The 23,222-nt window shown below is 68.2% G+C and carries 24 protein-coding genes; 14 read left to right on the top strand and 10 right to left on the bottom strand.

Annotated features, from left to right (window positions below; genetic code table 11):
• Window positions 1-83 precede the first annotated feature (83 nt).
• Window positions 84-809 carry a class I SAM-dependent methyltransferase gene (locus H0264_RS07345; protein ID WP_181583269.1) on the top strand — a complete coding sequence of 242 codons (726 nt, stop codon included), beginning with the start codon at window positions 84-86 and terminating at the stop codon, window positions 807-809.
• Here H0264_RS07345 and H0264_RS07340 read toward each other — a convergent pair.
• Window positions 787-1,650: a sulfurtransferase gene (locus H0264_RS07340; RefSeq protein ID WP_181583268.1), complete on the bottom strand. Its 864-nt coding sequence runs from the start codon at window positions 1,648-1,650 to the stop codon at window positions 787-789. The two genes, H0264_RS07345 and H0264_RS07340, sit on opposite strands and share 23 nt — an antisense overlap.
• A 194-nt stretch (window positions 1,651-1,844) precedes the next feature.
• Here H0264_RS07340 and H0264_RS07335 point away from each other — a divergent pair, with 194 nt between their 5' ends.
• On the top strand, window positions 1,845-3,071 hold the full coding sequence (locus H0264_RS07335; protein ID WP_181583267.1) for a benzoate/H(+) symporter BenE family transporter: 1,227 nt from the start codon (window positions 1,845-1,847) through the stop codon (window positions 3,069-3,071).
• Window positions 3,072-3,133: 62 nt separating this feature from the next.
• Here the strand turns inward: H0264_RS07335 and H0264_RS07330 are convergent, their stop codons facing one another.
• On the bottom strand, window positions 3,134-3,664 hold the full coding sequence (locus H0264_RS07330) for an Lrp/AsnC family transcriptional regulator (RefSeq protein WP_181583266.1): 531 nt from the start codon (window positions 3,662-3,664) through the stop codon (window positions 3,134-3,136).
• Between the two features lie 414 nt (window positions 3,665-4,078).
• Here H0264_RS07330 and pdhA point away from each other — a divergent pair, with 414 nt between their 5' ends.
• From pdhA to H0264_RS07315, 3 genes are read left to right on the top strand one after another with little or no spacing between them, the layout of a single operon-like run.
• Window positions 4,079-5,158 (top strand): pyruvate dehydrogenase (acetyl-transferring) E1 component subunit alpha, encoded by a 1,080-nt coding sequence (gene pdhA, locus H0264_RS07325; RefSeq protein WP_181583265.1) that lies wholly within the window; start codon window positions 4,079-4,081, stop codon window positions 5,156-5,158.
• Entirely contained in the window at window positions 5,155-6,138 is a 984-nt protein-coding gene (locus tag H0264_RS07320) for an alpha-ketoacid dehydrogenase subunit beta (RefSeq protein WP_181583264.1), read from the top strand. Before pdhA ends, H0264_RS07320 begins: the two co-directional genes overlap by 4 nt.
• A complete protein-coding gene (locus tag H0264_RS07315) occupies window positions 6,138-7,547 on the top strand; it encodes a dihydrolipoamide acetyltransferase family protein (RefSeq protein ID WP_181583263.1) in 1,410 nt (469 codons plus the stop codon). The genes H0264_RS07320 and H0264_RS07315 overlap by 1 nt, the downstream gene beginning before the upstream one ends.
• On the opposite strand, the gene H0264_RS07310 is transcribed toward H0264_RS07315, so the two are convergent.
• Window positions 7,544-7,939: an acyl-CoA thioesterase gene (locus tag H0264_RS07310; RefSeq protein ID WP_181585345.1), complete on the bottom strand. Its 396-nt coding sequence runs from the start codon at window positions 7,937-7,939 to the stop codon at window positions 7,544-7,546. The two genes, H0264_RS07315 and H0264_RS07310, sit on opposite strands and share 4 nt — an antisense overlap.
• Window positions 7,940-8,020: 81 nt before the next feature.
• A complete protein-coding gene (locus H0264_RS07305; protein WP_181583262.1) occupies window positions 8,021-8,977 on the bottom strand; it encodes an AraC family transcriptional regulator in 957 nt (318 codons plus the stop codon).
• 73 nt (window positions 8,978-9,050) lie between these two features.
• Here H0264_RS07305 and H0264_RS07300 point away from each other — a divergent pair, with 73 nt between their 5' ends.
• Together H0264_RS07300 and H0264_RS07295 are read left to right on the top strand one after the other, a co-directional pair.
• On the top strand, window positions 9,051-9,908 hold the full coding sequence (locus H0264_RS07300; RefSeq protein WP_181583261.1) for a Rossmann-fold NAD(P)-binding domain-containing protein: 858 nt from the start codon (window positions 9,051-9,053) through the stop codon (window positions 9,906-9,908).
• A gap of 136 nt (window positions 9,909-10,044) precedes the next feature.
• Window positions 10,045-11,322 (top strand): MFS transporter, encoded by a 1,278-nt coding sequence (locus tag H0264_RS07295; RefSeq protein ID WP_181583260.1) that lies wholly within the window; start codon window positions 10,045-10,047, stop codon window positions 11,320-11,322.
• A gap of 3 nt (window positions 11,323-11,325) precedes the next feature.
• On the opposite strand, the gene H0264_RS07290 is transcribed toward H0264_RS07295, so the two are convergent.
• The gene (locus tag H0264_RS07290; protein WP_181583259.1) at window positions 11,326-11,856 is read right to left on the bottom strand and encodes a MarR family winged helix-turn-helix transcriptional regulator; all 531 of its coding nucleotides are present in this window, start codon (window positions 11,854-11,856) and stop codon (window positions 11,326-11,328) included.
• Between the two features lie 60 nt (window positions 11,857-11,916).
• On the opposite strand from H0264_RS07290, the gene H0264_RS07285 reads away from it, so the two are divergent.
• Window positions 11,917-13,350, top strand: coding sequence for an MFS transporter (locus H0264_RS07285; protein WP_181583258.1), 1,434 nt, complete (start codon window positions 11,917-11,919; stop codon window positions 13,348-13,350).
• 12 nt (window positions 13,351-13,362) lie between these two features.
• On the opposite strand, the gene H0264_RS07280 is transcribed toward H0264_RS07285, so the two are convergent.
• Genes H0264_RS07280 through H0264_RS07270 form a run of 3 tightly spaced genes read right to left on the bottom strand, consistent with a single transcriptional unit; the run spans window position 13,363 to window position 15,276 of the window.
• Window positions 13,363-14,004, bottom strand: coding sequence for a Type 1 glutamine amidotransferase-like domain-containing protein (locus H0264_RS07280; RefSeq protein WP_181583257.1), 642 nt, complete (start codon window positions 14,002-14,004; stop codon window positions 13,363-13,365).
• 7 nt (window positions 14,005-14,011) lie between these two features.
• Entirely contained in the window at window positions 14,012-14,830 is an 819-nt protein-coding gene (locus H0264_RS07275; protein ID WP_181583256.1) for a maleylpyruvate isomerase family mycothiol-dependent enzyme, read from the bottom strand.
• Window positions 14,827-15,276 carry an HIT family protein gene (locus tag H0264_RS07270; RefSeq protein ID WP_181583255.1) on the bottom strand — a complete coding sequence of 150 codons (450 nt, stop codon included), beginning with the start codon at window positions 15,274-15,276 and terminating at the stop codon, window positions 14,827-14,829. The genes H0264_RS07275 and H0264_RS07270 overlap by 4 nt, the downstream gene beginning before the upstream one ends.
• 324 nt (window positions 15,277-15,600) lie before the next feature.
• On the opposite strand from H0264_RS07270, the gene H0264_RS07265 reads away from it, so the two are divergent.
• The 5 genes from H0264_RS07265 to H0264_RS07245 all read left to right on the top strand — a co-directional run bounded on the left by H0264_RS07265 (window position 15,601) and on the right by H0264_RS07245 (window position 20,018).
• Window positions 15,601-16,719: a Re/Si-specific NAD(P)(+) transhydrogenase subunit alpha gene (locus H0264_RS07265; RefSeq protein WP_181583254.1), complete on the top strand. Its 1,119-nt coding sequence runs from the start codon at window positions 15,601-15,603 to the stop codon at window positions 16,717-16,719.
• On the top strand, window positions 16,719-17,060 hold the full coding sequence (locus H0264_RS07260; protein WP_181583253.1) for an NAD(P) transhydrogenase subunit alpha part 2: 342 nt from the start codon (window positions 16,719-16,721) through the stop codon (window positions 17,058-17,060). Before H0264_RS07265 ends, H0264_RS07260 begins: the two co-directional genes overlap by 1 nt.
• 2 nt (window positions 17,061-17,062) lie before the next feature.
• Window positions 17,063-18,475, top strand: coding sequence for an NAD(P)(+) transhydrogenase (Re/Si-specific) subunit beta (locus H0264_RS07255; protein ID WP_181583252.1), 1,413 nt, complete (start codon window positions 17,063-17,065; stop codon window positions 18,473-18,475).
• A 104-nt stretch (window positions 18,476-18,579) separates the two neighbouring features.
• A complete protein-coding gene (locus H0264_RS07250; RefSeq protein WP_181583251.1) occupies window positions 18,580-19,155 on the top strand; it encodes a TetR/AcrR family transcriptional regulator in 576 nt (191 codons plus the stop codon).
• 74 nt (window positions 19,156-19,229) lie between these two features.
• Entirely contained in the window at window positions 19,230-20,018 is a 789-nt protein-coding gene (locus tag H0264_RS07245; RefSeq protein ID WP_181583250.1) for an SDR family NAD(P)-dependent oxidoreductase, read from the top strand.
• 68 nt (window positions 20,019-20,086) lie between these two features.
• Here H0264_RS07245 and H0264_RS07240 read toward each other — a convergent pair whose 3' ends face one another.
• Together H0264_RS07240 and H0264_RS07235 are read right to left on the bottom strand one after the other, a co-directional pair.
• Window positions 20,087-20,923, bottom strand: a complete 837-nt coding sequence (locus H0264_RS07240) for a patatin-like phospholipase family protein (protein WP_181583249.1) — start codon at window positions 20,921-20,923, stop codon at window positions 20,087-20,089.
• 81 nt (window positions 20,924-21,004) lie between these two features.
• Window positions 21,005-21,598, bottom strand: a complete 594-nt coding sequence (locus H0264_RS07235; RefSeq protein WP_181583248.1) for a TetR/AcrR family transcriptional regulator — start codon at window positions 21,596-21,598, stop codon at window positions 21,005-21,007.
• Between the two features lie 162 nt (window positions 21,599-21,760).
• On the opposite strand from H0264_RS07235, the gene H0264_RS07230 reads away from it, so the two are divergent.
• Complete coding sequence (locus H0264_RS07230; RefSeq protein ID WP_220139953.1) at window positions 21,761-23,206, top strand: MFS transporter; 1,446 nt, start codon at window positions 21,761-21,763, stop codon at window positions 23,204-23,206.
• The last annotated feature ends 16 nt before the right edge of the window (window positions 23,207-23,222 follow it).

The raw sequence follows: 23,222 nt of genomic DNA, 5'->3' as shown, positions 1-23,222 counted from the left end.
ATCTGGTGGATCTGTGCGGAAACGAACGGATCTGCGGTGATTGCTTCTGGCCGGTGCGAGCCCACCCTTCGATGATTGGGCACATGAACCGAAATCGCCAGTACACCACCACGAAATCCACCGAAGTCGGCGAGCTGATCACCTGGCCGCGCCGCTACAACCTGCTCGTCGATGTCATCTTCTTCGGCCGTGCGAACAGCTTCGTCCGGGAGCTCGCCGGTATCAGCGGAGCGAAGGCGGGTGACCACGTCCTCGATATCGGGTGCGGACCCGGGCGGCTGGCGCGGGCGCTGTCTCGCAGTGTCGGCGCGCAGGGCCGGGTGGTGGGGGTCGACCCCTCCGAGCCGATGATCGAGTACTCCCGCAAGCACGCTCCCGCCAACAGTCGCTTCGATCTCGGTGCGGCACAGTCGCTTTCGTACGCGGATGCGAGCTTCGACGTGGTGACGTCGACCTTCGCCATGCATCACATCGCAGAGGCGGACCGGAGCACCGCGCTGGCGGGCATGTTCCGGGTGCTACGGCCCGGCGGGCGACTGCTCCTGGTCGACGCCCACCCGACCGGCGGGGTGCACGGCACCGTGCTGCACGTGCTCGCCCGTGTGTCCGAGCGCTTTTCGCCGCACGGCCGCGGTGACGGCCACGGCCACGGCCACAGCGACTCGAACGGCGGCGATCCGCTGGCGGACGTGGATATCCGCCGCTATGCCGAGCCGCTGCGCGAAATCGGTTTCACCGGAATCGAATTCCGTGCGGGCCGGATGGCCACCGGCATCCTCACCGCCGTCAAGCCGGATCCGGCCCGGTAGCGACCGGCCGCTTGGGATCGTTGGACCACTGCGACCACGATCCCGGGTACAGCGCCGCATCGATGCCCGCGGCGGCCAGCGCCGCCACCTGATGCGCGGCCGTCACCCCCGACCCGCAGTACACGGCAACCGGACCGGAGCCGAATCCCTCGAAACGCGAACGCAATTCGTCCGCGCCCTTGAAATATCCCTCCGCAGTGAGGTTTTCGGCCGTAGGCGCGCTCACCGCTCCCGGAATGTGTCCCGCCCGCGGATCGATCGGCTCCGTCTCCCCGCGATACCGCTCCCCCGCCCGAGCATCCAGCAGCAGGCCCTTCCACCCGGCCGCCGCATCCGCGTCGACGGTCGGCAGCTGCCCGCCCGTCAACACCACATCCCCCACCTCGGGATCGGGTTCGTTGCCCGCGATCACCTTGCCCCCGTCCCGTTCCCAGGCCGGCAGCCCACCGTCCAGGATGCGCACCTCCGGCACCCCCGCCCAGCGCAGCAACCACCACGCCCGAGCCGCCGCCATCCCCCCGGTGGCGTCATAGACCACCACGGTGTCCCCGTTCGACACCCCCCAACTCCGCGCGCACTTCTGCAGATGCGCCACCTCCGGCAGCGGATGCCGCCCCCGCGCGGGCGAAGCCGGCGCAGCCAACTCCGTCTCCAGATCCACGAACACCGCCCCCGGAATATGCCCGTCCAAATAATGTTGCGGCCCGTCCGGATCTCCCAGCGCCCACCGCACATCCAGCAACCGGACCCGAGACCCCGCCTCCCCCAGCAGTTCCCGCAATTCCCCCGCCGAGATCAATACCGCGCTCAAGCCAACTCCTCGTCGCAGAAGCCAACGCATTCACACCAGAATCCCCCACACCCTACGCAGCCCACCCCACCCCCGCCGCCAACCCGCACCATGCGTTCGCGGCAGACACGGGATGGCCACCCCAGCAGGCAGGCCGACCCTGTACCGATCGATTGTCCGAATTCAGTCCAGTTTCGGGTGATTGGACGGTGACCCGAGGGCGAGTGGACCGGGACGATGACGCGATGAGCACTACGACCACCGGCGAGTCCGCCGTCGAAGAAGCTCCCGTTGCGGGGATCGGGCAGCCGATCGGGGCCGGGATCGTTACCGCGCTGGTCGGTTTCACCAGTTCGTTTGCTGTGGTGCTGGCCGGATTGACCGCTATGGGGGCCACGGCGGGACAGGCGGCGTCGGGATTGCTGGCGGTGTCGGTGACGCAGGCGGTGGGGATGGTGGTGTTGAGCCGGCGATATCGGATGCCGATCACACTGGCCTGGTCGACGCCCGGGGCGGCATTGCTGGCGGGGACCGGTGCGGTGGCGGGCGGATGGGCTGCTGCGGTGGGGGCGTTCGCGATTGCGGGGGTGCTGATCGTGGTGACCGGATTCTGGCAGCGGTTGGGGGCGTTGATCGCGGCCATTCCGGTGGAGATCGCGCAAGCGATGCTGGCGGGAGTGTTGTTGCCGCTGTGCCTTGCGCCCGTGCGCGCGGTGACGGTGAGTCCGGCCGTGGTGGTGCCGGTGATTCTCACCTGGTTGGTGCTGCAGCGGTTCGCGGCGCGGTGGGCGGTGCTGGCGGCGTTCGCGGTGGCGGCGGTGGGGGCGGGGATCGACATCGTTGTCACACATCGGTCGCTGGATGTGTCGGCGATGATTCCGCGCGTGGAATTGACTGTGCCGCACTGGAGTTGGCAGGCGCTCATCGGCGTCGCGGTGCCGCTGTACATCGTGACCATGGCGGCGCAGAACATTCCGGGGACGGCGGTCATGAAATCGTTCGGGTACCAGGTGCCGTGGCGGTCGGCGCTCACCGTGACGGGGCTCGGCACCATCCTCGGGGCGCCCGCGGGCGGGCACGCCATCAATCTGGCGGCGATCAGCGCGGCACTGTCCGCCGCGCCTGCCGCGCACCCGGACCCCAAGCGGCGCTGGATCGCGGCGACCACCGCGGGCTGCGTCTACCTGGTGCTGGCACTCGCTTCGGGCGCGCTGGTCACAGTGGTAGCGGCGGCTCCCCGGGGCGTGCTGGAAACCGTTGCGGGCCTTGCCCTCATCGCCACCCTGGCGGGAGCCCTCACCGCCGCTCTGAGCACCGCCGAACATCGCTCCGCCGCCGCGATCACCTTCGTGGTCGCTGCCTCCGGGGTCACCGTGCTGGGTATCGGTGGCGCGTTCTGGGCGCTCGTGGCCGGCTTGGTGGTGCGCTGGTGGCTGCGCAGCACCACCGCGACCGCCGCCACCAAGTCTTAGCGACGAGGGCAGGCGACCACGCCGTCTTCCCGGCTCATCGACCGAACGCGGATGGCTGTCCGTTACTCCGGCGGCAGGAGAGAGCGGAGGGGTGTGGCGCCGTTGGTGGCGGCGAGGCGGTCGAGGAGGGGGGCGATGCGGGGGCCGACGAGTTCGCGCATGACGAGGGCCATATTGGTGCGTTCCACGCCGGGGATCTTGAGGATCTGGCCGGTGAGGCGGTAGAGGTCGTCGGCGTCCTGGGCCACTACGCGGACGGTGAGGTCGGTGGGGCCGGTCATGCCGCAGACTTCGGTCACCTCGGGGATTTCGGCCAGCTCGTCTACGACCTTGTCGAGTTGGTGCTGGTCGACCACGACGGCGACGAAGGCGGCGAGGGGGTAGCCGAGGGCTCGGGGTTCGACGCGGCGTTCGAAGCTGGCGAGGACGCCGTTGGCTTCCCAGCGGGCCAGGCGGGCTTGCACGGTGTTGCGGGAAAGGCCCAGTCGCGCAGCCAATTCCACGCCTGTCGCCCGGGGGTTGGCGACCAGTTCCAGCAGTAGGCGGGCATCGGTGGCGTCCACCGCCGCGGGGGCGGGCTCCCTACTCGACATGAATCGCAGTATGACAGCCGTTCACCATCACATTGCCGGCCTTCGCCCTGTGCGTTCCGCTGCGGCTGTACGCGACACGCCGGCCCTCACCATGCTCGGTCTCGCGGGTCTGTTCGCCGCACTGGTCGGCCTGCACCGATTTGCTGTACGCCGGATACGCCCTGGCCAACCACTTCCTGCACCGCGCCGAGCAATCGCCCGGATAACTCCGGCACCCGGTCACGCAACTGTGCAGCCGAGGCAGCATGACACCCCTCATAGGGGATCAACCGGGCACTCTGCACAGTTGCCGCGCGCCTCCTTGCGCATTTCGCCCCACGGTGGATGCTGTGTGATATAGGACACGTAGCGTTGCTCACGGGACACAATCCCCGGCGACGCCCGTGTATCCGGTGCTTCGAGGAGGCGACACCCATGCCCGAGAAGAACACCTATCCGGTGCAGCTCGTCCAGCCCGACGGCCGCCGCGTGCTCGACCGCGTCCACGCCCCGCTCGTCGCCGATATCGACGGCGACCGCCTGCGCGCCCTGTTCACCGATATGACCGTCGCCCGCCGCATCGACATCGAGGCGACCGCCCTGCAACGCCAGGGTCAGCTGGGCCTGTGGCCGCCGCTGCTCGGACAGGAAGCCGCCCAGATCGGCTCCGCCCACGCCCTGCACCCCGACGACTACGTGTTCTGCTCCTACCGCGAAGCCGGCGTCGCCTACTGCCGCGGCATCCCGGTCGAGGAGTTCACCCGGCTCTGGCGCGGCGTCGCCCATTCCTGCTGGGACGCAGACGCATTCAAGATGACCAACCCGAATATCGTGGTCGGTTCACAGGGGCTGCACGCCACCGGATACGCCTACGCCGCCCACCTCGAGGGCGCGGACATCGCCACCATCGCCTACTTCGGCGACGGCGCGACCAGTCAGGGCGATATCGCCGAGGCCCTGGGATTCGCCGCGAGCTGGAGTGCGCCGGTGGTGTTCTTCTGCCAGAACAATCACTGGGCCATCAGCGCGCCCGTCCGCGTCCAGAGCGCCACGCCCATCGCGCGCCGCGCCGTCGGTTACGGCATTCCGGGCGTGCAGGTCGACGGCAACGACGCGCTCGCCGTACTGGCCGTGACCCGGCAGGCGCTGATCCGGGCACGCAGCGGCGGCGGGCCGTCGTTCATCGAGGCCATCACCTATCGGATGGGCCCGCACACCACCGCCGACGACCCCACCCGCTACCGCACCGCCGCCGAACTCGAACTGTGGCGCGGGCGCGATCCGATCGACCGGCTGCGACGGCTGCTGGAACGAGAAGACCTGTGGGACAGCGCTTTCGAGAAACAGGTGGCCGAACGCGCCGACGACGTCGCCGCCCGGCTGCGCACCGCCACCCTCACCATGCCCGACCCGGAACCGGCCGAACTGTTCGAGCACGTGTACGCCACACCGCATCCGCTGGTCGAGGAAGAACGCCGCGAATACACCGCCTACCTGGAGGGAGCCCAGTCATGAAGACGACATTCGCGGGCGCCATCAACCACGGGTTGCGCAGGGCGCTCGAGGACGATCAGAAGGTCGTGCTGATGGGTGAGGACATCGGCCGGCTCGGCGGCGTATTCCGGGTCACCGACACCCTGCAGAAGGATTTCGGGAACAATCGGGTGATCGACACCCCGCTGGCCGAATCCGGAATCATCGGAACGGCTTTCGGCATGGCGCTGCGCGGATTGCGGCCGGTGTGTGAAATCCAGTTCGACGGATTCGTGTATCCGGCCTTCGATCAGATCGTGTGCCAGGTCGCCAAGATCCACTATCGGACGCGCGGGAAAGTGGTCGCGCCCATCACCATTCGCATTCCCTGCGGAGGCGGGATCGGATCGGTGGAACACCATTCCGAATCGCCTGAATCGTATTTCACGCACACGGCGGGATTGCGGGTGGTGTCGCCGAGCAATCCGGCGGACGCGTATCTCATGATCCGGCAATCCATCGCCCTCGACGATCCGGTGATCTTCTTCGAACCCAAGCGGCGGTACTGGGACAAGGCCGAGGTGGATTTCGACAAACTGGACCTCGACGGCGGATTGCCGCTGGACCAGGCCCAGGTCTGCGCCAGCGGCGAGGATGCCACCCTGGTCGCCTACGGCGGCACCGTGGCCACCGCGCTCACCGCCGCCGATATCGCCGCCGCCGAAGGACATTCGCTGGAGGTGATCGATCTGCGCAGCCTCTCGCCCATCGATTTCGACACCATCGAAACCTCGGTGCGCAAAACCGGGCGACTGGTGATCGTGCACGAGGCGCCGGTATTCGGCGGGCTCGGCGCAGAAATCGCGGCCCGCATCACCGAACGCTGCTTCTATCACCTGGAATCACCCGTTCTGCGCGTCGGTGGCTTCGATATCCCTTATCCCCCAGCTAAGCTCGAACGGCACCACCTGCCCGACCCCGACCGCATTCTCGCCGCGGTCGATCGCACGCTCGCCGCCTAATGGAGGAAAGCCCGGTGGAAGATCAGCGTCAGGTCATGGAATTCCGATTGCCGGACCTCGGTGAGGGATTGGCCGATGCCGAATTGGTGTCGTGGACAGTCGAAGTCGGCGACACCGTGGAATTGAATCAGGTCATCGCCGAGGTGGAAACCGCCAAAGCCCAGGTGGCGCTGCCCTGCCCGTACGCCGGGACGATCGTGGAACTGCTCGCACAACCGGGCGACACCGTGCCGGTGGGCGCGCCGCTGATCCGGGTGCAGACCACCGCCGACGCACCGGCAGAACGACAGTCGGTGCTGGTGGGGTACGGGCCCGACAGTGAACCCGCCGCCTCGCGCCGGGCGCGGATGGCCGCCGCGAAAGCCGCGCTACCGGACACCGCCGGACCCGCATCCGACCCCGCGGACGGGACTCCCGCACTCGGCGTCCGGCCCGGACCGTTCGGGGACGGCGAATCACGCACGCAGAGTTCCCGTCCCGCCGCGACGCCGGCGGCGCGAAAGCTGGCTCGGGAGATGGGCGTCGACCTGTCGAGCGTGACCGGCACCGGCCCGGACGGCGCGATCACCGTGGAGGACCTGCACGACGTGCGCCCGGCCACCGAGATCGCACGGCGGGAAACCCGTGCCACCGACCATATTCCGATCCACACCGCGCCCCCGGTGACGCCCATGCGGCCCGCGCACGTGCTGCGGCCCGCCTCCTCCGAACGCGAAACCCGCACGCCCGTCAGCGGGGTCCGCAAGCGCACGGCGGCCGCGATGGTGGCCAGCGCGCAGCACATTCCACAGGCCAGCACCTTCGTCACCACGGATTTCACCGGATCCATGGAGCTGCTGGATCATCTGCGCGCCACGCCGACCTTCTCCGGGCTGACGCTCACGCCGCTGGCTCTGGTGGCGAAGGCGACGCTGGTGGCGCTCAGCGAATTTCCGGAGATCAACTCGCACTGGGACGATCCGCATCAGGAGATCGTCACCAAGCATTTCGTGAACCTGGGCATCGCCGTGGCCACCGCACGCGGACTGCTGGTGCCGAGCATCAAGGAGGCGCAGTCGCTGAGCCTGCGCGACCTGTGCGTGGAGATCGGGAAGGCGGCCGAGCTCGCGCGCTCCGGCACCGCCCTGCCCGCCGATCTGACCGGCGGCACCTTCACCATCACGAATGTGGGCGTCTTCGGCGTGGATACCGGTGTGCCACTGGTGAATCCGGGCGAAGCCGCCATTCTGTGCCTGGGCTCGATCCGCAAGAAGCCGTGGGTGCATCGCGACGAACTCGCCGTGCGCTGGGTGACCACACTCGGCCTCAGCTTCGATCACCGCCTCATCGACGGTGAGCAGGGCGCCCGGTTCCTCGCGAATGTGGCTGCGCTGCTGGAGGATCCGCTCACCCTGCTGGGCCGGGTCTAGCCCGCGACCACCAGCGGTTCGGCGGCGGCGCGGATGACGGCGGGGATCGGGACCGGCTTGCGGGTCACCTCGTCCACGTAGACGTGGGTGAAGGTGCCGGTGGCGGCCAGCTCCAGGCCCTCGCCGTCGACGCGGAAGATGGCGAGCTCGTAGCTGATGCTCGAATTGCCCAGGCGCGCGACGCGAATGCCGACCTTGAGGTGATCCGGGAAGCTGATCGAGCCGAGGAAGGTGCAGGAGGTCTGCGCCACCACGCCGATGGCCGGCAGGTCCCGGATATCGGTGCCGGTGGCCCGCATGAGCCAGCCGTTCACGGCCGAGTCGAAGTAGCTGTAATACACCACATTGTTGACGTGACCGTAATGGTCGTTGTCCGCCCAGCGGGTCTGCATGGGCCACAACACGGGGTACACCTGATCCTGCGTCACGTCGCCGACTGTATTGAACGTGTGCGCACGTGTGTGCGCCGGGTCTCAGGCCGTGCGCTCGTTGTCGGCATTGCGGTGATCGCGCGGGCTCAGGCCGTAGTGCCGTTTGAAGGCGGTACTCAGGGCGAACGCGCTGCCGTAACCGACTCGGCGGGCAATGGATTCGAGGGTGGCGTCGGATTCGTGCAGCAGGTCGGCGGCGAGCGCGAGACGCCAGTCGGTGAGGAAGGCCATCGGGGGTTCGCCGACCAGTTCGGTGAAGCGGCGGGCCAGCGCGGCGCGGGACACGCCGACCTCGGTGGCCAGGGACGCGACCGTCCAGGCGTGGGCGGGGTTGTGCTGCATCAGGCGCAGGGCCTTGCCCACCAGCGGATCACCGTAGGCGTGATACCAGGCGGGCGCGTCCTCGCGGGAGAACCAGGCGCGCAGGGTCGCGATCAACAGCAGGTCGAGCAGGCGGTCCAGCATGGCGCCCTGCGCGGGCAGATCCTTGGCGGCCTCGTCCACCAGCAGATCCAGCACCCGCGCATCGATCTCACCGCGATTGAGCACGGCGACCGGCGGCAGGGCGCGCAGCAGGCGGCGGCTGGCCGCGGACTCCTGCTCGTAGGTGCCGGTGACCAGGACGGTCTGGGCGTCGGAACTGGTGCCCCAGCTGCGAATGCCCAGGCTCAGGGTCTCGCAGAGCACCTCGCCCTCGGGAGTGGTGGTGACCTGGCCGGGATGGATGATCACCTGCGGCGCGGTGCCCGGATCGTCGGCGAGGGTGTAGTGGTCGGGGCCGCGGAACAGGGCGATATCGCCGGTGCGCAACTGGCGCGGCGGAACCGGCTTGCCGGTCTTGGGATCCGGGATCACCCAGCCGCCGCCGCGCACCACGGCGACCAAAGTCAGCGGCGCTTCATCGCGGATACGCAGTGACCAGGGCGGATCGAAACAGGACCGCATCACGAACGCCGCCCGCGCGCGTGGACCTTCGAGCAGGCTCGCCAACGCATCCATATGAAGACGATGGCAAATGGGCGTGCGCTTCTCAACCATGTAAGCCCGGACAAGATCGGGATGTACTGGATACATGACGACGAAAGACATTGTGAGCAGCCGAAACACGATTCTCGTCCTGGGTGCGACGGGGAAGACCGGCAGCCGGGTGGCAGCGTTGCTGCACGGCCGCGAGGTGCGCGTGCGGCTCGGGTCGCGGTCGGCCGCCGTACCTTTCGACTGGACCGATCGCGGCACCTGGGCCGCCGCGCTGGACGGCATCGACGCCGTCTATCTGTCCTATCAGCCGGATCTGGCGGTGCCGGGTGCGCCCGCCGATATCCACGCGTTCTGCTCGATGGCGCGCGCGGCGGGCGTGCGGCGAGTCGTGCTGCTGTCCGGGCGCGGCGAGCCGGAAGTGCTGGAATGCGAAGGGATCGTGCGGGATTCGGGGCTGGAGTGGACCGTCGTGCGCTGCTCCTGGTTCGCGCAGAATTTCAGTGAGGGCCGCTTCTCCGATTTCGTCCGGGCGGGTGCGGTGGCGCTGCCGCACGGGGATGTGCCGGAACCGTTCGTGCACGCCGACGATGTCGCGGAGGTGGCGGTGGCGGCGCTGACCGAACCCGGGCACGCCGGGCAGGTGTACGAGCTGACCGGGCCGCGCGCACTGACTTTCGCCGGGGCCGTGGGTGAGATCGCGGCCGCGCTCGGATGCGAGATCGCGTTCATTCCCTTGTCCCGCACCGCTTTCGTGGCCGCGCTGACGTCGTTCCATGTGCCCGCCGACGAAATCAGCCTGCTGGACTACCTGTTCGGCACGGTGCTGGACGGACGCAACTCGCAGCCCGCCGACGGGGTGCGGCGTGCGCTCGGCAGGGCACCCCGCGACTTCGCCGACTATGCGCGTGACGTGGCGCTTTCCGGTGTTCCCTCGCTCACACGGCAGGCGTAACTTGTCGGTGCCCGGGAATACACTGGAATACGAAACAGGTTGAAGTTCACAGGAATCGGATCCCGATCGGACGCGTCGACGAAGCCGCCGAGGGTGGGGGTGAAGAGGAGCTACCGATGCAGGTAGCGTCGTACCGATGGTCGCTGCGACGCCCGCTCCTCCCGTCCGGTCAGCGCGAGCCGCCCTGTTCGCAGTGTTCGGCCTCAATGGGATGTTGTCGGCCCTCTGGATCGTCCACATCCCGGCCGTCACCGAACGCACCGGCGTCTCCCACGCAACCCTGGGCATGCTCCTGCTTCTCATGGCGGTCGCGGCCATCGCCGGCATGCAGACCGCAGGCCCCCTCGCCGACCGCCTGGGCAGCCGCACCCTCACCGCCGCCGCGGCCACAGCACTGTCGCTGTCGCTCCTCGGCCTGGCCTTCGCCCCCACCCCACTGGCCCTCGCAGTGGCCCTGTGCGCCTACGGTTTCGGCAACGGCGCTCTCGACGTCTCCATGAACGCCCAGGCCGTCCACGTCGAACGCGCCTACCCCCGCCCCATCATGTCGGCCTTCCACGCCCTGTTCTCCCTCGGCGGCCTGGTCGGCTCCCTGGTCGGTGCCGCCACCCAAAGCGCGGGCTGGACAGCCCAATTCACCCTGCCGCTCGGCGCGGTCTGCGGTCTCGCCCTGGTGGCGTTCAGCACGCCCCGCCTGCTCCCCCAGCCGGCGCACAGCGAGTCACTCACGCCCAGTGAGCCGTTCGCCAACGTGGGCGGAGATATCGGTTCGCTCGTCGAGGTCGCCACCGGTCCACATCCGACGGACTCGACGCCGGCCGACACCGATGCGGCCGCGCCCGGCGCAGGACAGTCGGGCCGGACCCGGAAGGTGCTGGCGCTGGCCGCTATTGCCTTCGCCATCCTCATGGCCGAAGGCGTCGCGGCGGACTGGAGCGCCTTGCAGATGCGTGAGCGGTTGGGGGTGGACGACGGCGTGGCCGCTTTCGGATTCGCGGCGGTGTCGCTGACCATGATGCTCGGGCGGTTCGGGGCCGATCGGGTGAGCGAGCGGTTCGGGCGGGTGGCGATCGTGCGGTGGGGAACGCTGTTGGCCGCAGCGGGTTTCGCGTTGGTGCTGGTGTCGCCGTGGACGCCGTTGACCGTGGCCGGATGGGCGCTGTGCGGGATCGGGCTGGCCGGTGGGATTCCGCAAGTGTTCACGGCCGCGGGGAATCTGGGGTCGAGCACGGCCGCCACGGATATGTCGCGGGTGTTCGGGATCGGGTATCTGGGGTTGCTGGCGGGGCCCGCGATCATCGGGTGGCTCACGAAAGCGGTGCCGCTCTCGACCGCCATGGCGCTGCCGATGGCGGCAATGCTGTTGTGCGCCTGGGGCGCCCGGGTCGTCGCGCCCGCGAAATCCGCTGTCTGACGGTCAGAGGCGGCGGCGGTCGCGGGCGCCGGGGACGTAGTCGCCGATGTTCTCGGCGTGGTCGAGGAAGGCGTCGACCATGCGGTGGTTGAGGACGGCGAGGGATTTGATGTCCTCGGAACTCCACTCGGACAGGGCATCTCCCATCCAGCCGCGCAGCACGTCGCGGATGGCGTCGACGGCCTCGCGGCCCTTGGCGGTGGGGCGGACGCGCTGGGCGCGGCGGTCGTCGGGGTCGGCCACGCGTTCCACGTGGCCGGATTTCTCCAGGCGCTGGATCTGGCGGCTCACGTGCGGGGCCTCGACATCGAGGCGGGCGGCGAGCTCGCCCAGGCGCAGGGGTTCGTCGGCGTCGGCGAGCAGGCGCAGCAGCGGAACGCTGGCGCGGTCCATGGTGATTCCGCACTGGGCCATGGCGCGGTCGTGGCGGCGGACGCGGGTCAGCAGGTAGGCGACACGGGCCAGCGCACGCTCCAATTCGACGATGTGAGCCGCGTCTACTTCACGGCGGGGTGTGGCTTCCGGGCGCGGCATGTGGTTATCTTACGAAATCCATTTACTTAATTTTGGTAAGTAATCTAGGGGACCCATCGCATGACTACGACTGCTGTCGGTACGCCCGCCGGAAACGGCGTCGACGACCGGCCCCCAGCCCACCTCGGGCTCACCCTGCTCGCGCTGTGCGCGGCCGGACTCGTGGTGTCGCTGCAGCAGACAGTGGTGATTCCACTGCTGCCCCGCATGATCGTGCAGCTGAACACCGACGTCGCCGGCGTGACCTGGCTGTTCACCGCCTCACTGCTCACCGGCGCGGTGTGCACGCCGCTGCTGTCCCGCTTCGGCGACATGTACGGCAAGAAGCCCATGGTCATGACCGCCATGGGACTGCTCATCGCCGGCTCGATGGTCTGCGCCTTCGCCGACAACCTCGCCGTCTACATCGTCGGCCGCGCCCTGCAGGGCACCTCGGCGGCCATGATTCCGCTGGCCATCGGCATCATTCGCGACACCTTCCCGCGCGAGAAGCTGGTCGGCGCCATCGGCATCGTGTCCGGCACCATGGGCGTCGGCGGCACCGTCGGCCTGCTCGTCACCGGCGTCATCGCCGACCACACCCAGAATCCGCACCCGGTCTTCTGGCTCACCGCCGGGCTCGGCGTGGTCGCCACCGTGCTGATTCAGGTGAGCGCCAAGAACAATGGCGTACGGCACGGCGGCAAGCCCGACTTCGTCGGCGCGGCGCTGCTGGCCGGACTGCTGGTCTGCCTGCTGCTCGGCATCAGCGAGGGGCCGCGCTGGGGCTGGGTGTCCGGGTCGGTGATCGGGCTGTTCGTGGCCGCGGCCGTGCTCACCGTGATCTGGGTGCTGGTGGAGCTCAAGGTTTCTCAGCCGCTGGTGCGGTTGCAGCTGCTGGTGGGGCCGCAATCGCTGTCCGCCAACCTGGCTTCCGCGCTGCTCGGCTTCGCCATGTTCGGATCCTTCACGCTCATCTCGAATTTCATTCAGACGCCGGCCGACAAGGTCGGCTACGGGCTGTCGGGATCGGTGCTGGCCGTGGGTCTGTACGGCATTCCGAGCTCGATTCTCATGACGTTCTTCAGCTTCCGCACCGGGCGCATCGCGGCCAAGATCGGACCCGCCTACACGCTCGCCATCGGCGCGGCCTTCGCCGGAGCGTCCATGGCGTGGCTGACGTTCTTCCACGAGCACGGGTACGACATGGTGATCTCGCAGATTCTGCAGGGCACCGGATTCGGCATCGGCTACGCGGCGCTGGGCACGCTGGCCGTACAGCACGTTCCCATGAGCGAGAGCGGAATCGCCTCGGGCATCAACTCTCTGGTGCGGACCGCGGGCGGCAGCATCGCGGGCGCGGTGACGGCGTCGATCCTGTCGGCACACGTCATCAGCGGGACGCACGTGCCGACGCTCGACGCCTATGTGGCCAGCTTCGCCATTCTGTCGGTGGGCGCGTTCCTCACCGCGCTGGTCGCGCTGGGGCACGGGCTGCGCCACAAGGGCGAGTGACCGGGGATTTCGCTATCGGGCCAGCACGTCCACGCGGTCGCCCTCGACCACGATCACGTCCTCGTCGGTGAGCGCCCAGTGCGCGACGCCCGCGGTGCGGTAGTCGCGGGCGAGGCGGCGGGACAGGCCCTGCGGGTCGGTCGGCGAATCCAGGTGCGGGACGATCCGGTGATCCACCAAACCCAGTCCGTCCCAGCGTGGTTCGATACCGCACACGGGACGGACCTCGGCCGGATCGTCCATGGATTCCAGGCCGTGCAGGTCGGGCGTCAGCACACAGGCGCCCGCGCTGTACCCCGCGTAGACCAGGGCGTCGGCGGCGAGCAGATTGCGCAGCGCGACATCCGCTCCGCTGCGGGCGAATTGGGCGCGCAGCACGAAGGTATTGCCGCCGCGCACCCACACCAGCGGGAAGCCCGCGAGGGTGCGTTCCAGGTCGGCGGGGCGACCGAGGTAGGTGCGCAGGTCCAGCTCCTCCGGCTGGAAACCCAGGCGGCGCAACGGGAACAGATCACTCGACACGGCGCTCGGGCGGGCCGAGGGCCAGGAGTCGCAGGCGTTCGCGATCACCGCGACCCGGCCCGGCTCGCCGACCAGGGCGAGCAGGCGGTCGTAGTGCGCGCCGAAACGATAGCTGGACAGGAACAGCCGCATCGGGCCCTCAGAGGGTGAAGGCGAGGCTGCGGACCAGACGCTCACCGAGTTCGGTGTCGCCGGTGATCGCGTATTCACCGGGGTGCGCGTCCGCGCCGGTGCGGCCGCCGCGCAGGCGGGCGAACAGGCCCGACGGCAGGGAGAGCGCGACAGTCGCTGGGGCATCGAGGTTTTCGACCACCGCGGCCCGGCCGCCCGCCACCGCGACGTGCACGGTGTGCCGCACCGGACCCGTGGTCTCGATGGTGACGCTCGCACCGTCCGGCGCGCCCGCGCCCTTGACCACGGCCTTGCCGATCGCCGGAAGCAGTTCGGGGAACGCGTTTTCCGCGCGCGGACCGCCCTCGTCGGTGTTCACGCCGAGGCCGTCGGCGATATCGAGGCCGTGCATCCAGCAGTCGAAGAGGCGGATGCGCATGAACCGGCCGTAGGGGGCCATGCCCACCGGCGTCGGCACGGGTTCGGCCCACACCTCCGGGCCGGTCTCCGCGAGCGCCTTCAGTCGCCGCCCGGTGATCTCCCGGAAGCGTTCCAGCAGTTGCACTCCGGTCAGCGGGCGCAGCGCTGCGATCCACTTCTCGTTGAGCGCGCCCACATCATTGCGAATGTGCTCGCCGCTCACCTCGACCTCCGGCGTCGGCTCCCCCAGCAGCAGTGATTCCACGCCGATCACGTGCGCGATCACGTCGAACACCGTCCACCCCGGCAGCGCCGAGGGGGTGCGCCAGGCGGTTTCGTCCAACCCGTCCACTAGCCGGGTGAGCTCGTCCCACTGGGCGGACAGGGCCGCGGTGATTTCCGCGCGGTCCGGCACCGTGTCGGTCATGCGGTGGTTTCTCTCTCCTCTGCGGCGAGCCGGTCCAGGCCCGCGCGAATGGCGGCGGCGGTGGTTTCGCGGTTGTGCGGGCGGCGCGTGACGAAGCCCTTCGCGAAGGTGAAGGTGTCGCCCTTCTGGCGGGGCACCACGTGCAGATGCACGTGATGGACCGTCTGGAAAGCGGCCTTGCCGTCATTGAGCACCAGGTTGGCCCCGTCCGCACCGAGGTCGCTGCGGCGCATGGACTTGGCCAGACGGTGCCCGAACGCGAAAAGCTGTGCCCCCAGCGCCGGATTCAGATCGTCCAGGTCGGTGGCATGCCACTTCGGGATGATCAGCGTGTGCCCCCGCGTGATGGGCCGGATGTCGAGGAACGCCATGAGAATGTCGTCCTCGTGAATCTTGGTCGCGGGTGCGGAGCCCGCGACGATCCGGCAGAAAATACAGCCACTCACGCTCGTGAGATTACGGCGTAAGAGTGATCCGCGACACCCCTCGCACCGGTTGTCCGGGCTCGACCTGCTCACACACCTACCAGTAAGTAGCGCACGTCGACGTAGGGGCTTGTGGCTGGTAGTACCCCTGCCTGAGCATGTGATTGTCCGTTTTCTCGCCACACCCTGTGACGGGCATCTCGGCTATCCTCACCGCGGACCGGGTACAGTTGCGAGAATTCTCTCGAACTTACTACAGAGTAAGTTCGGCCCACCGTTGGACCGGTGACACGGCCCATCATGGACACCTGGTGGCGTTTTCACCACGAGAAGGAAGTTTGACAAGTGGACACAACGCAGAGCGCACAGACAGCTGCGCCCCGCGGTGCGCGCGTCGGCGTGGTTCGTGAGACGAACCCGGACGAACGACGTGTCGCATTGGTGCCGAAGATCATTCCGGCCCTGTTGAAGCAGGGCGTGGAAGTGATCGTCGAGTCCGGTGCCGGTCTGGGCGCACTCATCCCCGATGAGCTCTATACCGACGCGGGCGCCACCATCGGCGATCCGTGGAGCGCCGATGTCGTGGTGAAGGTCGCGCCACCCAACGACTCCGAGATCAGCAAGCTGTCCTCCGGGCAGACGCTGATCGGATTCCTCGCGCCGCGCAATGCCGACAACAAGATCGGCGCGCTGCAGGCGGCCGGCGTGCAGGCCTTCGCCGTCGAGGCGATTCCGCGTATCTCCCGTGCGCAGGTGATGGACGCGCTGTCCTCACAGGCGAACGTGGCCGGATACAAGGCGGTCCTGCTGGCGGCGTCCGAGTCGACTCGCTTCTTCCCCATGCTGACCACCGCGGCCGGCACCGTGAAGCCCGCGACCGTGCTCGTGCTCGGTGTGGGTGTGGCCGGTCTGCAGGCCCTCGCCACCGCCAAGCGGCTCGGCGGCCGGACCACCGGCTACGACGTGCGGCCCGAGGTCGCCGATCAGGTGCGGTCCGTGGGTGCGCAGTGGCTGGATCTGGGCATCGACGCCGCCGGTGAGGGCGGGTACGCCCGTGAGCTCACCGACGAGGAGAAGGCTGCCCAGCAGCAGGCGCTCGAGGATGCCATCAAGGGCTTCGACGTGGTCATCACGACCGCGCTCGTCCCCGGGCGTCCCGCGCCGCGCCTGGTGACCGCCGCCGCTGTCGAGGGCATGAAGCCCGGCAGCGTCATCGTCGACCTGGCCGGGGAGACCGGCGGCAACTGCGAGCTCACCGAGGGCGGCAAAACCGTTGTGCGCCACGGCGTCACCATCGCCTCGCCGCTCAACCTGCCCGCCACCATGCCGGAGCACGCGTCCGAGCTGTACTCCAAGAACATCGCGGCCCTGCTGGAACTGATGCTGAAAGACGGTGCGCTGGCACCCGATTTCGAGGATCAGGTGCTGGCCGATTCCTGCGTCACCCGTGAGAAGGAAGCCTGATGTACACCGAACTTCTCGCGAATATCGCGATCCTGGTGCTGTCCGGGTTCGTCGGCTTCGCCGTCATCTCCAAGGTGCCCAACACCCTGCACACGCCGCTCATGTCCGGCACCAACGCCATTCACGGCATCGTGGTGCTCGGCGCGCTCGTGGTGTTCGGCAAGGTCGAGCACCCCTCGGTGCTCATGCAGATCATCCTGTTCGTCGCCGTCGTGTTCGGAACCCTGAACGTCATCGGTGGTTTCGTGGTGACCGACCGCATGCTCGGCATGTTCAAGGCCAAGAAGCCCGCCGCGGGCGAAGCGCAGCGGAGCAATGAGTCTGCGAAGGCGGGCCGCTAGTTATGGACAATCTCGTCAACATTCTCTACATCGTCGCGTTCGCGATGTTCATCTACGGTCTGATGGGTCTGACCGGCCCGAAGACCGCGGTGCGCGGCAACTGGATCGCCGCGGTCGGCATGGTGATCGCGGTCGTCGCGACCTTCATCTCCATCCGTGACACCAGCAACTGGATCATCATCGCGGCCGGGCTCATCGTCGGCATCGCGCTCGGCGTGCCGCCGGCCCGCTTCACCAAGATGACCGCCATGCCGCAGCTGGTCGCCGCGTTCAACGGCGTCGGTGGTGGCACCGTGGCGCTGATCGCGTGGGCCGAATTCCTCGACAGCGACGGCTTTTCCGCGCTGCACGAGCAGCCGTCGGTGCACATCGTCATCGGTTCGCTGTTCGCGGCCATCATCGGCTCGGTGTCGTTCTGGGGCTCGATCATCGCGTTCCTGAAGCTGCAGGAGACCCTGCCGGGCCGTCCGATCGGCATCGGCAAGCTGCAGCAGCCGCTGAACCTGCTGCTGCTGTTGGGCTCGATCGCCGCGGCCGTGGTCATCGGCGTCGGCGCCACCAAGGACGGTGTGCCGCAGTACTGGATGATCCTGGTGCTCGTGCTCGCGGGCATTCTCGGCCTGATGGTCGTGCTGCCCATCGGTGGCGCGGACATGCCCGTGGTCATCTCGCTGCTCAACGCGCTCACCGGTTTGTCCGCCGCCGCGGCGGGTCTGGCGCTGAACAACACCGCCATGATCGTGGCCGGCATGATCGTCGGCGCGTCCGGCACCATCCTCACCAACCTCATGGCCAAGGCCATGAACCGGTCCATCCCGGCCATTGTCGCCGGTGGATTCGGCGGTGGCGGAACGGCTCCCGGCGCTTCGGGCGGCGAGCAGAAGCAGGCCAAGGCCACCTCCGCGGCCGACGCGGCCATCCAGATGGCCTACGCCAACCAGGTCATCGTGGTCCCCGGCTACGGCATGGCCGTCGCCCAGGCCCAGCACGCGGTCAAGGAAATGGCCGCGCTCCTCGAAGCCAAGGGCGTCGAGGTCAAGTACGCGATTCACCCTGTGGCAGGTCGTATGCCCGGCCACATGAACGTGCTGCTGGCCGAGGCCGAGGTGTCCTACGACGCCATGAAGGAAATGGACGACATCAACGGCGAATTCGACCGTACCGATGTCGCCCTGGTCATCGGCGCCAATGACGTCACCAACCCGGCCGCCCGCGAGGACTCCTCGTCCCCGATCTACGGCATGCCGGTGCTGAACGTCGACAAGGCCAAGTCGGTCATCGTGCTCAAGCGCTCGATGAACTCCGGCTTCGCCGGCATCGACAACCCGCTGTTCTACGCCGACACCACCTCCATGCTGTTCGGCGACGCCAAGAAGTCCGTCGGTGCGGTCACCGAGGAACTGAAGGCGCTGTAGGGCGAACGGTTTACCAACGGCCCGCATCCTTTCGGATGCGGGCCGTTGGCATTCCTCGGCGCGGAGTTTTTGACCCAGGGGTCTAGAACGGATACAGTCGGGGCATGGGCAGGCCGCGCAACTTCGAGACCGATGAGGTCGTGGAGTGTGCGATGGATGTGTTCTGGACCAATGGGTACGGCAATACGTCGCCGGCGCAGCTCGCCGAGGCGACCGGAGTGGGGAAGGGCAGTCTCTACAACACCTTCGGGAGCAAGCGGCAGCTGTTCGATCTGGCCATGGAGCGGTACTCGCGGATGGGGGCGGAGCGAGCGGAGGCCCTGCTGAGCCGGGCGGGGACTACCCGGGAGGCCATTCGGGGGTTTCTGCTCGAGATGGTGGATTCCGATCTCGCGCAACCGGTTCGACGGGGGTGCCTGGCGGTGAATACCGCGGTGGAGATGGCGGGGCGGGATCCGGAGATCACTCGGGCGGTGCGGAATTCGGCGGAGCCGGTGGTCGCGGGTTTGACCGCGCGCATCGAACGCGGGCAGCGGGAGGGGGATGTCAGCGCGGATATCGACCCTCGCGCGCATGCCGAGTTTCTCATGAATACCCTTGCCGGGCTTCGGGTTACGGCTCGCACGCAGGACGCGCCCGTGCTGCACCGCATTGTCGACACAGCAGTCTCGACCCTCTGACCGATCTGGCCGCAGTGACGCGGCCTTTTTCATGCCCTAGTTTTTGACCTGTAGTTCAAGAAAGGTATGTGCACATGGATCTCGGATTGAATGGGAAGACCGCCGTGGTCACCGGAGCCAGCCGGGGCATCGGGCTTGCCATTGCCGAAACGCTTGCCGCCGAAGGTGTTCGGGTGGTCGGGGGCGCTCGCACCATTACGCCGGAACTCGAGAAGGTTGCCGCCGCAGCCGTTTCCGTCGACCTGAGCGGTTCGGGCGGAGCACGGACATTGATCGATGCGGCGCTCGAGGAACTGGGCGGGATCGATATTCTGATCAACAATGTCGGCGGGGGCGATACCGAACTGCTGGGGTTCGCGGGGGTATTGGAGACGCCGGAGGAACAGTGGCGAGATCTCTTCGATCTCAATCTGTTCGGGGTTGTGGCGGCTACCCGCGCGGCGCTGCCCAGCCTGATCGAGCGGCAGGGTGCGATCGTCAATGTCTCGTCGATCAACGCGCACGCGCCCAGCACCGGGCCGGTCGGGTACAGCGAGGCCAAGGCGGCGTTGAAGTCGTTCGGCAAACGGCTCAGTGAAGAGCTGGGGCCCAAGGGGGTTCGGGTGAATACGGTGTCGCCCGGGGTGACCGGCACCGATATCTGGCGGGGCGAGGCGGGGCTGGGCGCGAAGCTCGCGTCCATGAGTGGTGTTGCGCACGAGGACTTCCTGGCCGCCGTGCCCGGGCAGTTCGGGATCGCGTCCGGCCGCATCTCCGAGGCCGCGGAGGTGGCGGCGCTGGTGGCATTCGTGGCGTCGGCGCGGGCGGGCAATATTGTCGGCGCGGACTTCGTCATCGACGGCGGCACACTGAAGACCGCCTGATCGACACCGCACATTCCGGCGATACAACGGCCCGTGTTGCTGCGAAAGCAGCACGGGCCGTTGTGTTTTCAGGCGAACAGGTATTCCATCGCGGGGGCCAGGGCATCCGCCTGGGCGCGACCGGCCGTGGCCGCGGGAGTACGCGTTTCGGGGTTGAGCGGGTCGGCTCCGAAGGCAGCCAGGGAGGGCTCGTCGGGGGTGATCAGCTCGACTCGTGAAGCGGTGCGGCGCAATTCGAACAGTTGCTCCTCCAGCGCGAGGTCGACCAGCGGGGCCAGGATCAGGATGCGGTCGAAACCGGCTGCCAGATCGGCGTTCACGGAGGTGCGGACGCCGCCGTCGAGGTAGCGGGTGTCGCCGATGGTGACCGGGGGCCAGACGCCGGGGACCGCGCAGCTGGCGGCCACCGCGTCCACCAGGGGGACGGCCGAGGTGCGATCGAAGATGCGGGGTGCACCGGTGTAGGCGTCCACGGCGACGATGCGCAGTGGGCGGTCGGGCCAGGCATGTACCGGCAGGCGGCCCTCGATGATCGCGTATCTCGTTGCCTCCAGCACGGTTTCGGCTTCGAGGGCGAGGGCGCACATGCGCTTGCGCTGTTCTTCCAGGTCCGGGTAGTCGGTGTAGATCTGCGCGAGCACCGGCCACAGTTCGGTGAAGGAGACGCCGGGCGGGGTCAGCTCCGGATACTGCCGGGCCGGATCCGCTTGGCGCGCATACAGTTCCTCGATCGGGACGCCGCTGGCGAGCTGAGCGGCCACGGTGGAACCGGCGGAGGTGCCGATCATGAGCTCGGCCTGGTTCACATCGATTCCGGCGGCGGCGAGACCCGCCGCGATACCTGTTGCCCAGGCGATGCCCGCGACGCCACCGCCGCCGAGCACGAGTGCGGTGTTCTTGATCATTGGACCCATAGTGCCACCGGCCCCGGACAATTCGCGGCTACGCGTCACGGGGTGGACCGCACGCGCCGGGATCGATCGATCTCACGTCCCGGAATCCGGCATGGGGGCGAGGATGCGGCGGATCGCGTCCCTGGTCCAGGCGCGGGACTCCTCGGGATCGGCGTCGGGGCCGAGGATGTAGCCGCGCACCTGGGGGACGGCGAACTGGTAGTTGATCAAGGACATGAGGGTCATGAGGATCTGACCCGCGGGCATATCCGAGCGAATGAGCCCCTTGTCCTGGGCGACCGCGATCCAATGACGTTTGGAGGCATAGCGGCTGGCGCGGAGTTCACCGGCGGTGGCGCGCTCGGAGCCGAGTTCGAGGGCCTCCCAGAGCAGCAGGCGCAGCATCTCCGGGTGCGCGTGGTGGTAGGCGATGTGCTGGTCGATCCAGGTGTCGAGGTCTTCGATGTTGTCGGTGACGGCATTGGCCAGTTCGATCATGGCGTGCTCGAGGACCTGATGGAACAGGGTTTCCTTGTCGCCGAAGTAGGCGTAGATGAGCTGCTTGTTGGCCTTCGCATTGCGGGCGATGCGGTCCACGCGGGCGCCGGCGATGCCGTAGGCGGCGAATTCGGCGGTGGCGGCCTCGAAGATGCGCGCCTTCGTGGCGTCCGGATCCCTCGGTGACATGGATCGATGGTAGCCAACTAATTGGTTGACAAGAGGGGGGAACCCGGTGGAATACTTTCAACCAACCGGTTAGTTACACATCATCGAGTCTCGCGAACTCCACCCGGGCGCAATGGCGCACCCGCCGAACACCCACTCCCCCAGCCGATTCCGGGAGAAGTCGTGACCATCACGCAAGAACGCCCCGCTACCCCACCCTCACTCACCGGCGACCCCAACCGCTGGCGCGCGCTGCCCGTCATCCTCTCCGCCATGTTCATGGCGATGTTCGACTACTTCGTGGTCAATGTCGCCGCCTCCTCCCTGCAACACGACCTGCACGCCGGGGAAGCCGCCCTCGAACTCATCGTCGGCGGGTACGGGTTCGCCTACGCCAGCGGGCTCATCACCGGCGGACGACTCGGCGACAAATACGGGCACCGCCGCATGTTCGTACTCGGCATGCTCGCCTTCGCCGCCGCCTCCCTGCTCTGCGGACTCGCCACCAGCGCCTGGGCGCTCGTCGGATTCCGGGTACTGCAGGGGGCCACCGCCGCCATGCTCATCCCGCAGATGCTGGCGCTGATCAACACCATGTTCCCGCCCGCCGAAAGACCGCGCGCCATGGCCGCTTTCGGCGCGACGGTCGGCATCGGCGCGGTATCCGGGCAGGTGCTCGGCGGCGTGCTGCTGCACATCGATCTGTTCGGATGGGGATGGCGCACCATCTTCCTGGTGAACCTGCCCATCGGCCTCGCGGCCGCACTGCTGGCGGCGGCCTGGCTGCCACGGCACGAGATCGCGCGGCGGCCGAAGTTCGATCCGATCGGCGCACTGGGCATCTCCCTCGCCCTGGCCATGATCCTGGTGCCGGTGACACTCGGACGCACCGCGGGCTGGCCGCTGTGGATCTGGGCCACCATGGCCGCGGCCGCGCCGGTGCTGCTGCTCACCCTGCGCTACGAGCGCGCGCTCGCCCGGCGCGGCGGCGAACCGGTGCTGGATCTGGATCTGGTGCGCACCAGGGTTTTCGGGGCCGGGATGGTGATCTCGGGCGGATACCTGGCCTTCTTCGCCGGGTTCATGCTGTGCCTGACCCTGCTGCTACAGAACGGGCTCGGGCTCTCGCCGCTGCACGCCGGGCTCGTATTCGCGCCGCTCGGACTGGCTTTCGCGACCAGCTCGATCCTGTCGCGGCGGGTGGCGGAGCGGATCGGGAACCGGGTCATGGTGCTCGGCGCGAGCGTCAGCATCACCGGACTGCTCCTCACCCTCGCCGCGATTCTCCTGCTGGGCTCCGATATCACTGCGGCGGCACTGATTCCGGGGATGATCATCGTCGGCGCGGGCAACGGGCTGTCGATCCCCTCGGCGCTCGGGGCGGTGCTGTCCTCCGGAATCCCGACGCACCAGGCCGGAATGGCGGCGGGCGTGCTCACCACGGCGCAGCAGTTCGGCAATGCGGTGGGCGCCACCGTGCTGGGGACGATCTACTTCACCGCGCTCGGAACACCCGGCGGCGTAGGGGATTTCGCCTCGGCCATGGCGGTGGCCACCGGCGCGGCGCTGGTCTTCGCGCTGACCGTGCTGGCCGCGGCGTGCATGCTGCCCCGGCAGACCACCCGCTGACGAACCCGGGAATGGC

This window comes from Nocardia huaxiensis (assembly GCF_013744875.1).
Taxonomy (GTDB): domain Bacteria; phylum Actinomycetota; class Actinomycetes; order Mycobacteriales; family Mycobacteriaceae; genus Nocardia; species Nocardia huaxiensis.
The sequence above is the reverse complement of the archived record's forward strand: the minus strand, read 5'-3'. Positions and strand labels throughout refer to the sequence as shown.

Bases quoted from the DNA above. Each gene is read 5' to 3' on its own strand.
- H0264_RS07310 (WP_181585345.1), bottom strand. From the start codon at position 7,939: ATGCAGACCCGCTGGGCGGACAACGACCATTACGGTCACGTCAACAAT.
- H0264_RS07320 (WP_181583264.1), top strand. From the start codon at position 5,155: ATGAAGACGACATTCGCGGGCGCCATCAACCACGGGTTGCGCAGGGCG.
- H0264_RS07285 (WP_181583258.1), top strand. From the start codon at position 11,917: ATGACTACGACTGCTGTCGGTACGCCCGCCGGAAACGGCGTCGACGAC.
- H0264_RS07255 (WP_181583252.1), top strand. From the start codon at position 17,063: ATGGACAATCTCGTCAACATTCTCTACATCGTCGCGTTCGCGATGTTC.
- H0264_RS07305 (WP_181583262.1), bottom strand. From the start codon at position 8,977: ATGGATGCGTTGGCGAGCCTGCTCGAAGGTCCACGCGCGCGGGCGGCG.
- H0264_RS07300 (WP_181583261.1), top strand. From the start codon at position 9,051: ATGACGACGAAAGACATTGTGAGCAGCCGAAACACGATTCTCGTCCTG.
- H0264_RS07250 (WP_181583251.1), top strand. From the start codon at position 18,580: ATGGGCAGGCCGCGCAACTTCGAGACCGATGAGGTCGTGGAGTGTGCG.
- H0264_RS07295 (WP_181583260.1), top strand. From the start codon at position 10,045: ATGGTCGCTGCGACGCCCGCTCCTCCCGTCCGGTCAGCGCGAGCCGCC.
- H0264_RS07315 (WP_181583263.1), top strand. From the start codon at position 6,138: ATGGAGGAAAGCCCGGTGGAAGATCAGCGTCAGGTCATGGAATTCCGA.
- H0264_RS07235 (WP_181583248.1), bottom strand. From the start codon at position 21,598: ATGTCACCGAGGGATCCGGACGCCACGAAGGCGCGCATCTTCGAGGCC.
- H0264_RS07290 (WP_181583259.1), bottom strand. From the start codon at position 11,856: ATGCCGCGCCCGGAAGCCACACCCCGCCGTGAAGTAGACGCGGCTCAC.
- H0264_RS07345 (WP_181583269.1), top strand. From the start codon at position 84: ATGAACCGAAATCGCCAGTACACCACCACGAAATCCACCGAAGTCGGC.
- H0264_RS07245 (WP_181583250.1), top strand. From the start codon at position 19,230: ATGGATCTCGGATTGAATGGGAAGACCGCCGTGGTCACCGGAGCCAGC.
- H0264_RS07335 (WP_181583267.1), top strand. From the start codon at position 1,845: ATGAGCACTACGACCACCGGCGAGTCCGCCGTCGAAGAAGCTCCCGTT.
- H0264_RS07275 (WP_181583256.1), bottom strand. From the start codon at position 14,830: ATGACCGACACGGTGCCGGACCGCGCGGAAATCACCGCGGCCCTGTCC.
- pdhA (WP_181583265.1), top strand. From the start codon at position 4,079: ATGCCCGAGAAGAACACCTATCCGGTGCAGCTCGTCCAGCCCGACGGC.
- H0264_RS07330 (WP_181583266.1), bottom strand. From the start codon at position 3,664: ATGTCGAGTAGGGAGCCCGCCCCCGCGGCGGTGGACGCCACCGATGCC.
- H0264_RS07240 (WP_181583249.1), bottom strand. From the start codon at position 20,923: ATGATCAAGAACACCGCACTCGTGCTCGGCGGCGGTGGCGTCGCGGGC.
- H0264_RS07280 (WP_181583257.1), bottom strand. From the start codon at position 14,004: ATGCGGCTGTTCCTGTCCAGCTATCGTTTCGGCGCGCACTACGACCGC.
- H0264_RS07340 (WP_181583268.1), bottom strand. From the start codon at position 1,650: ATGCGTTGGCTTCTGCGACGAGGAGTTGGCTTGAGCGCGGTATTGATC.
- H0264_RS07260 (WP_181583253.1), top strand. From the start codon at position 16,719: ATGTACACCGAACTTCTCGCGAATATCGCGATCCTGGTGCTGTCCGGG.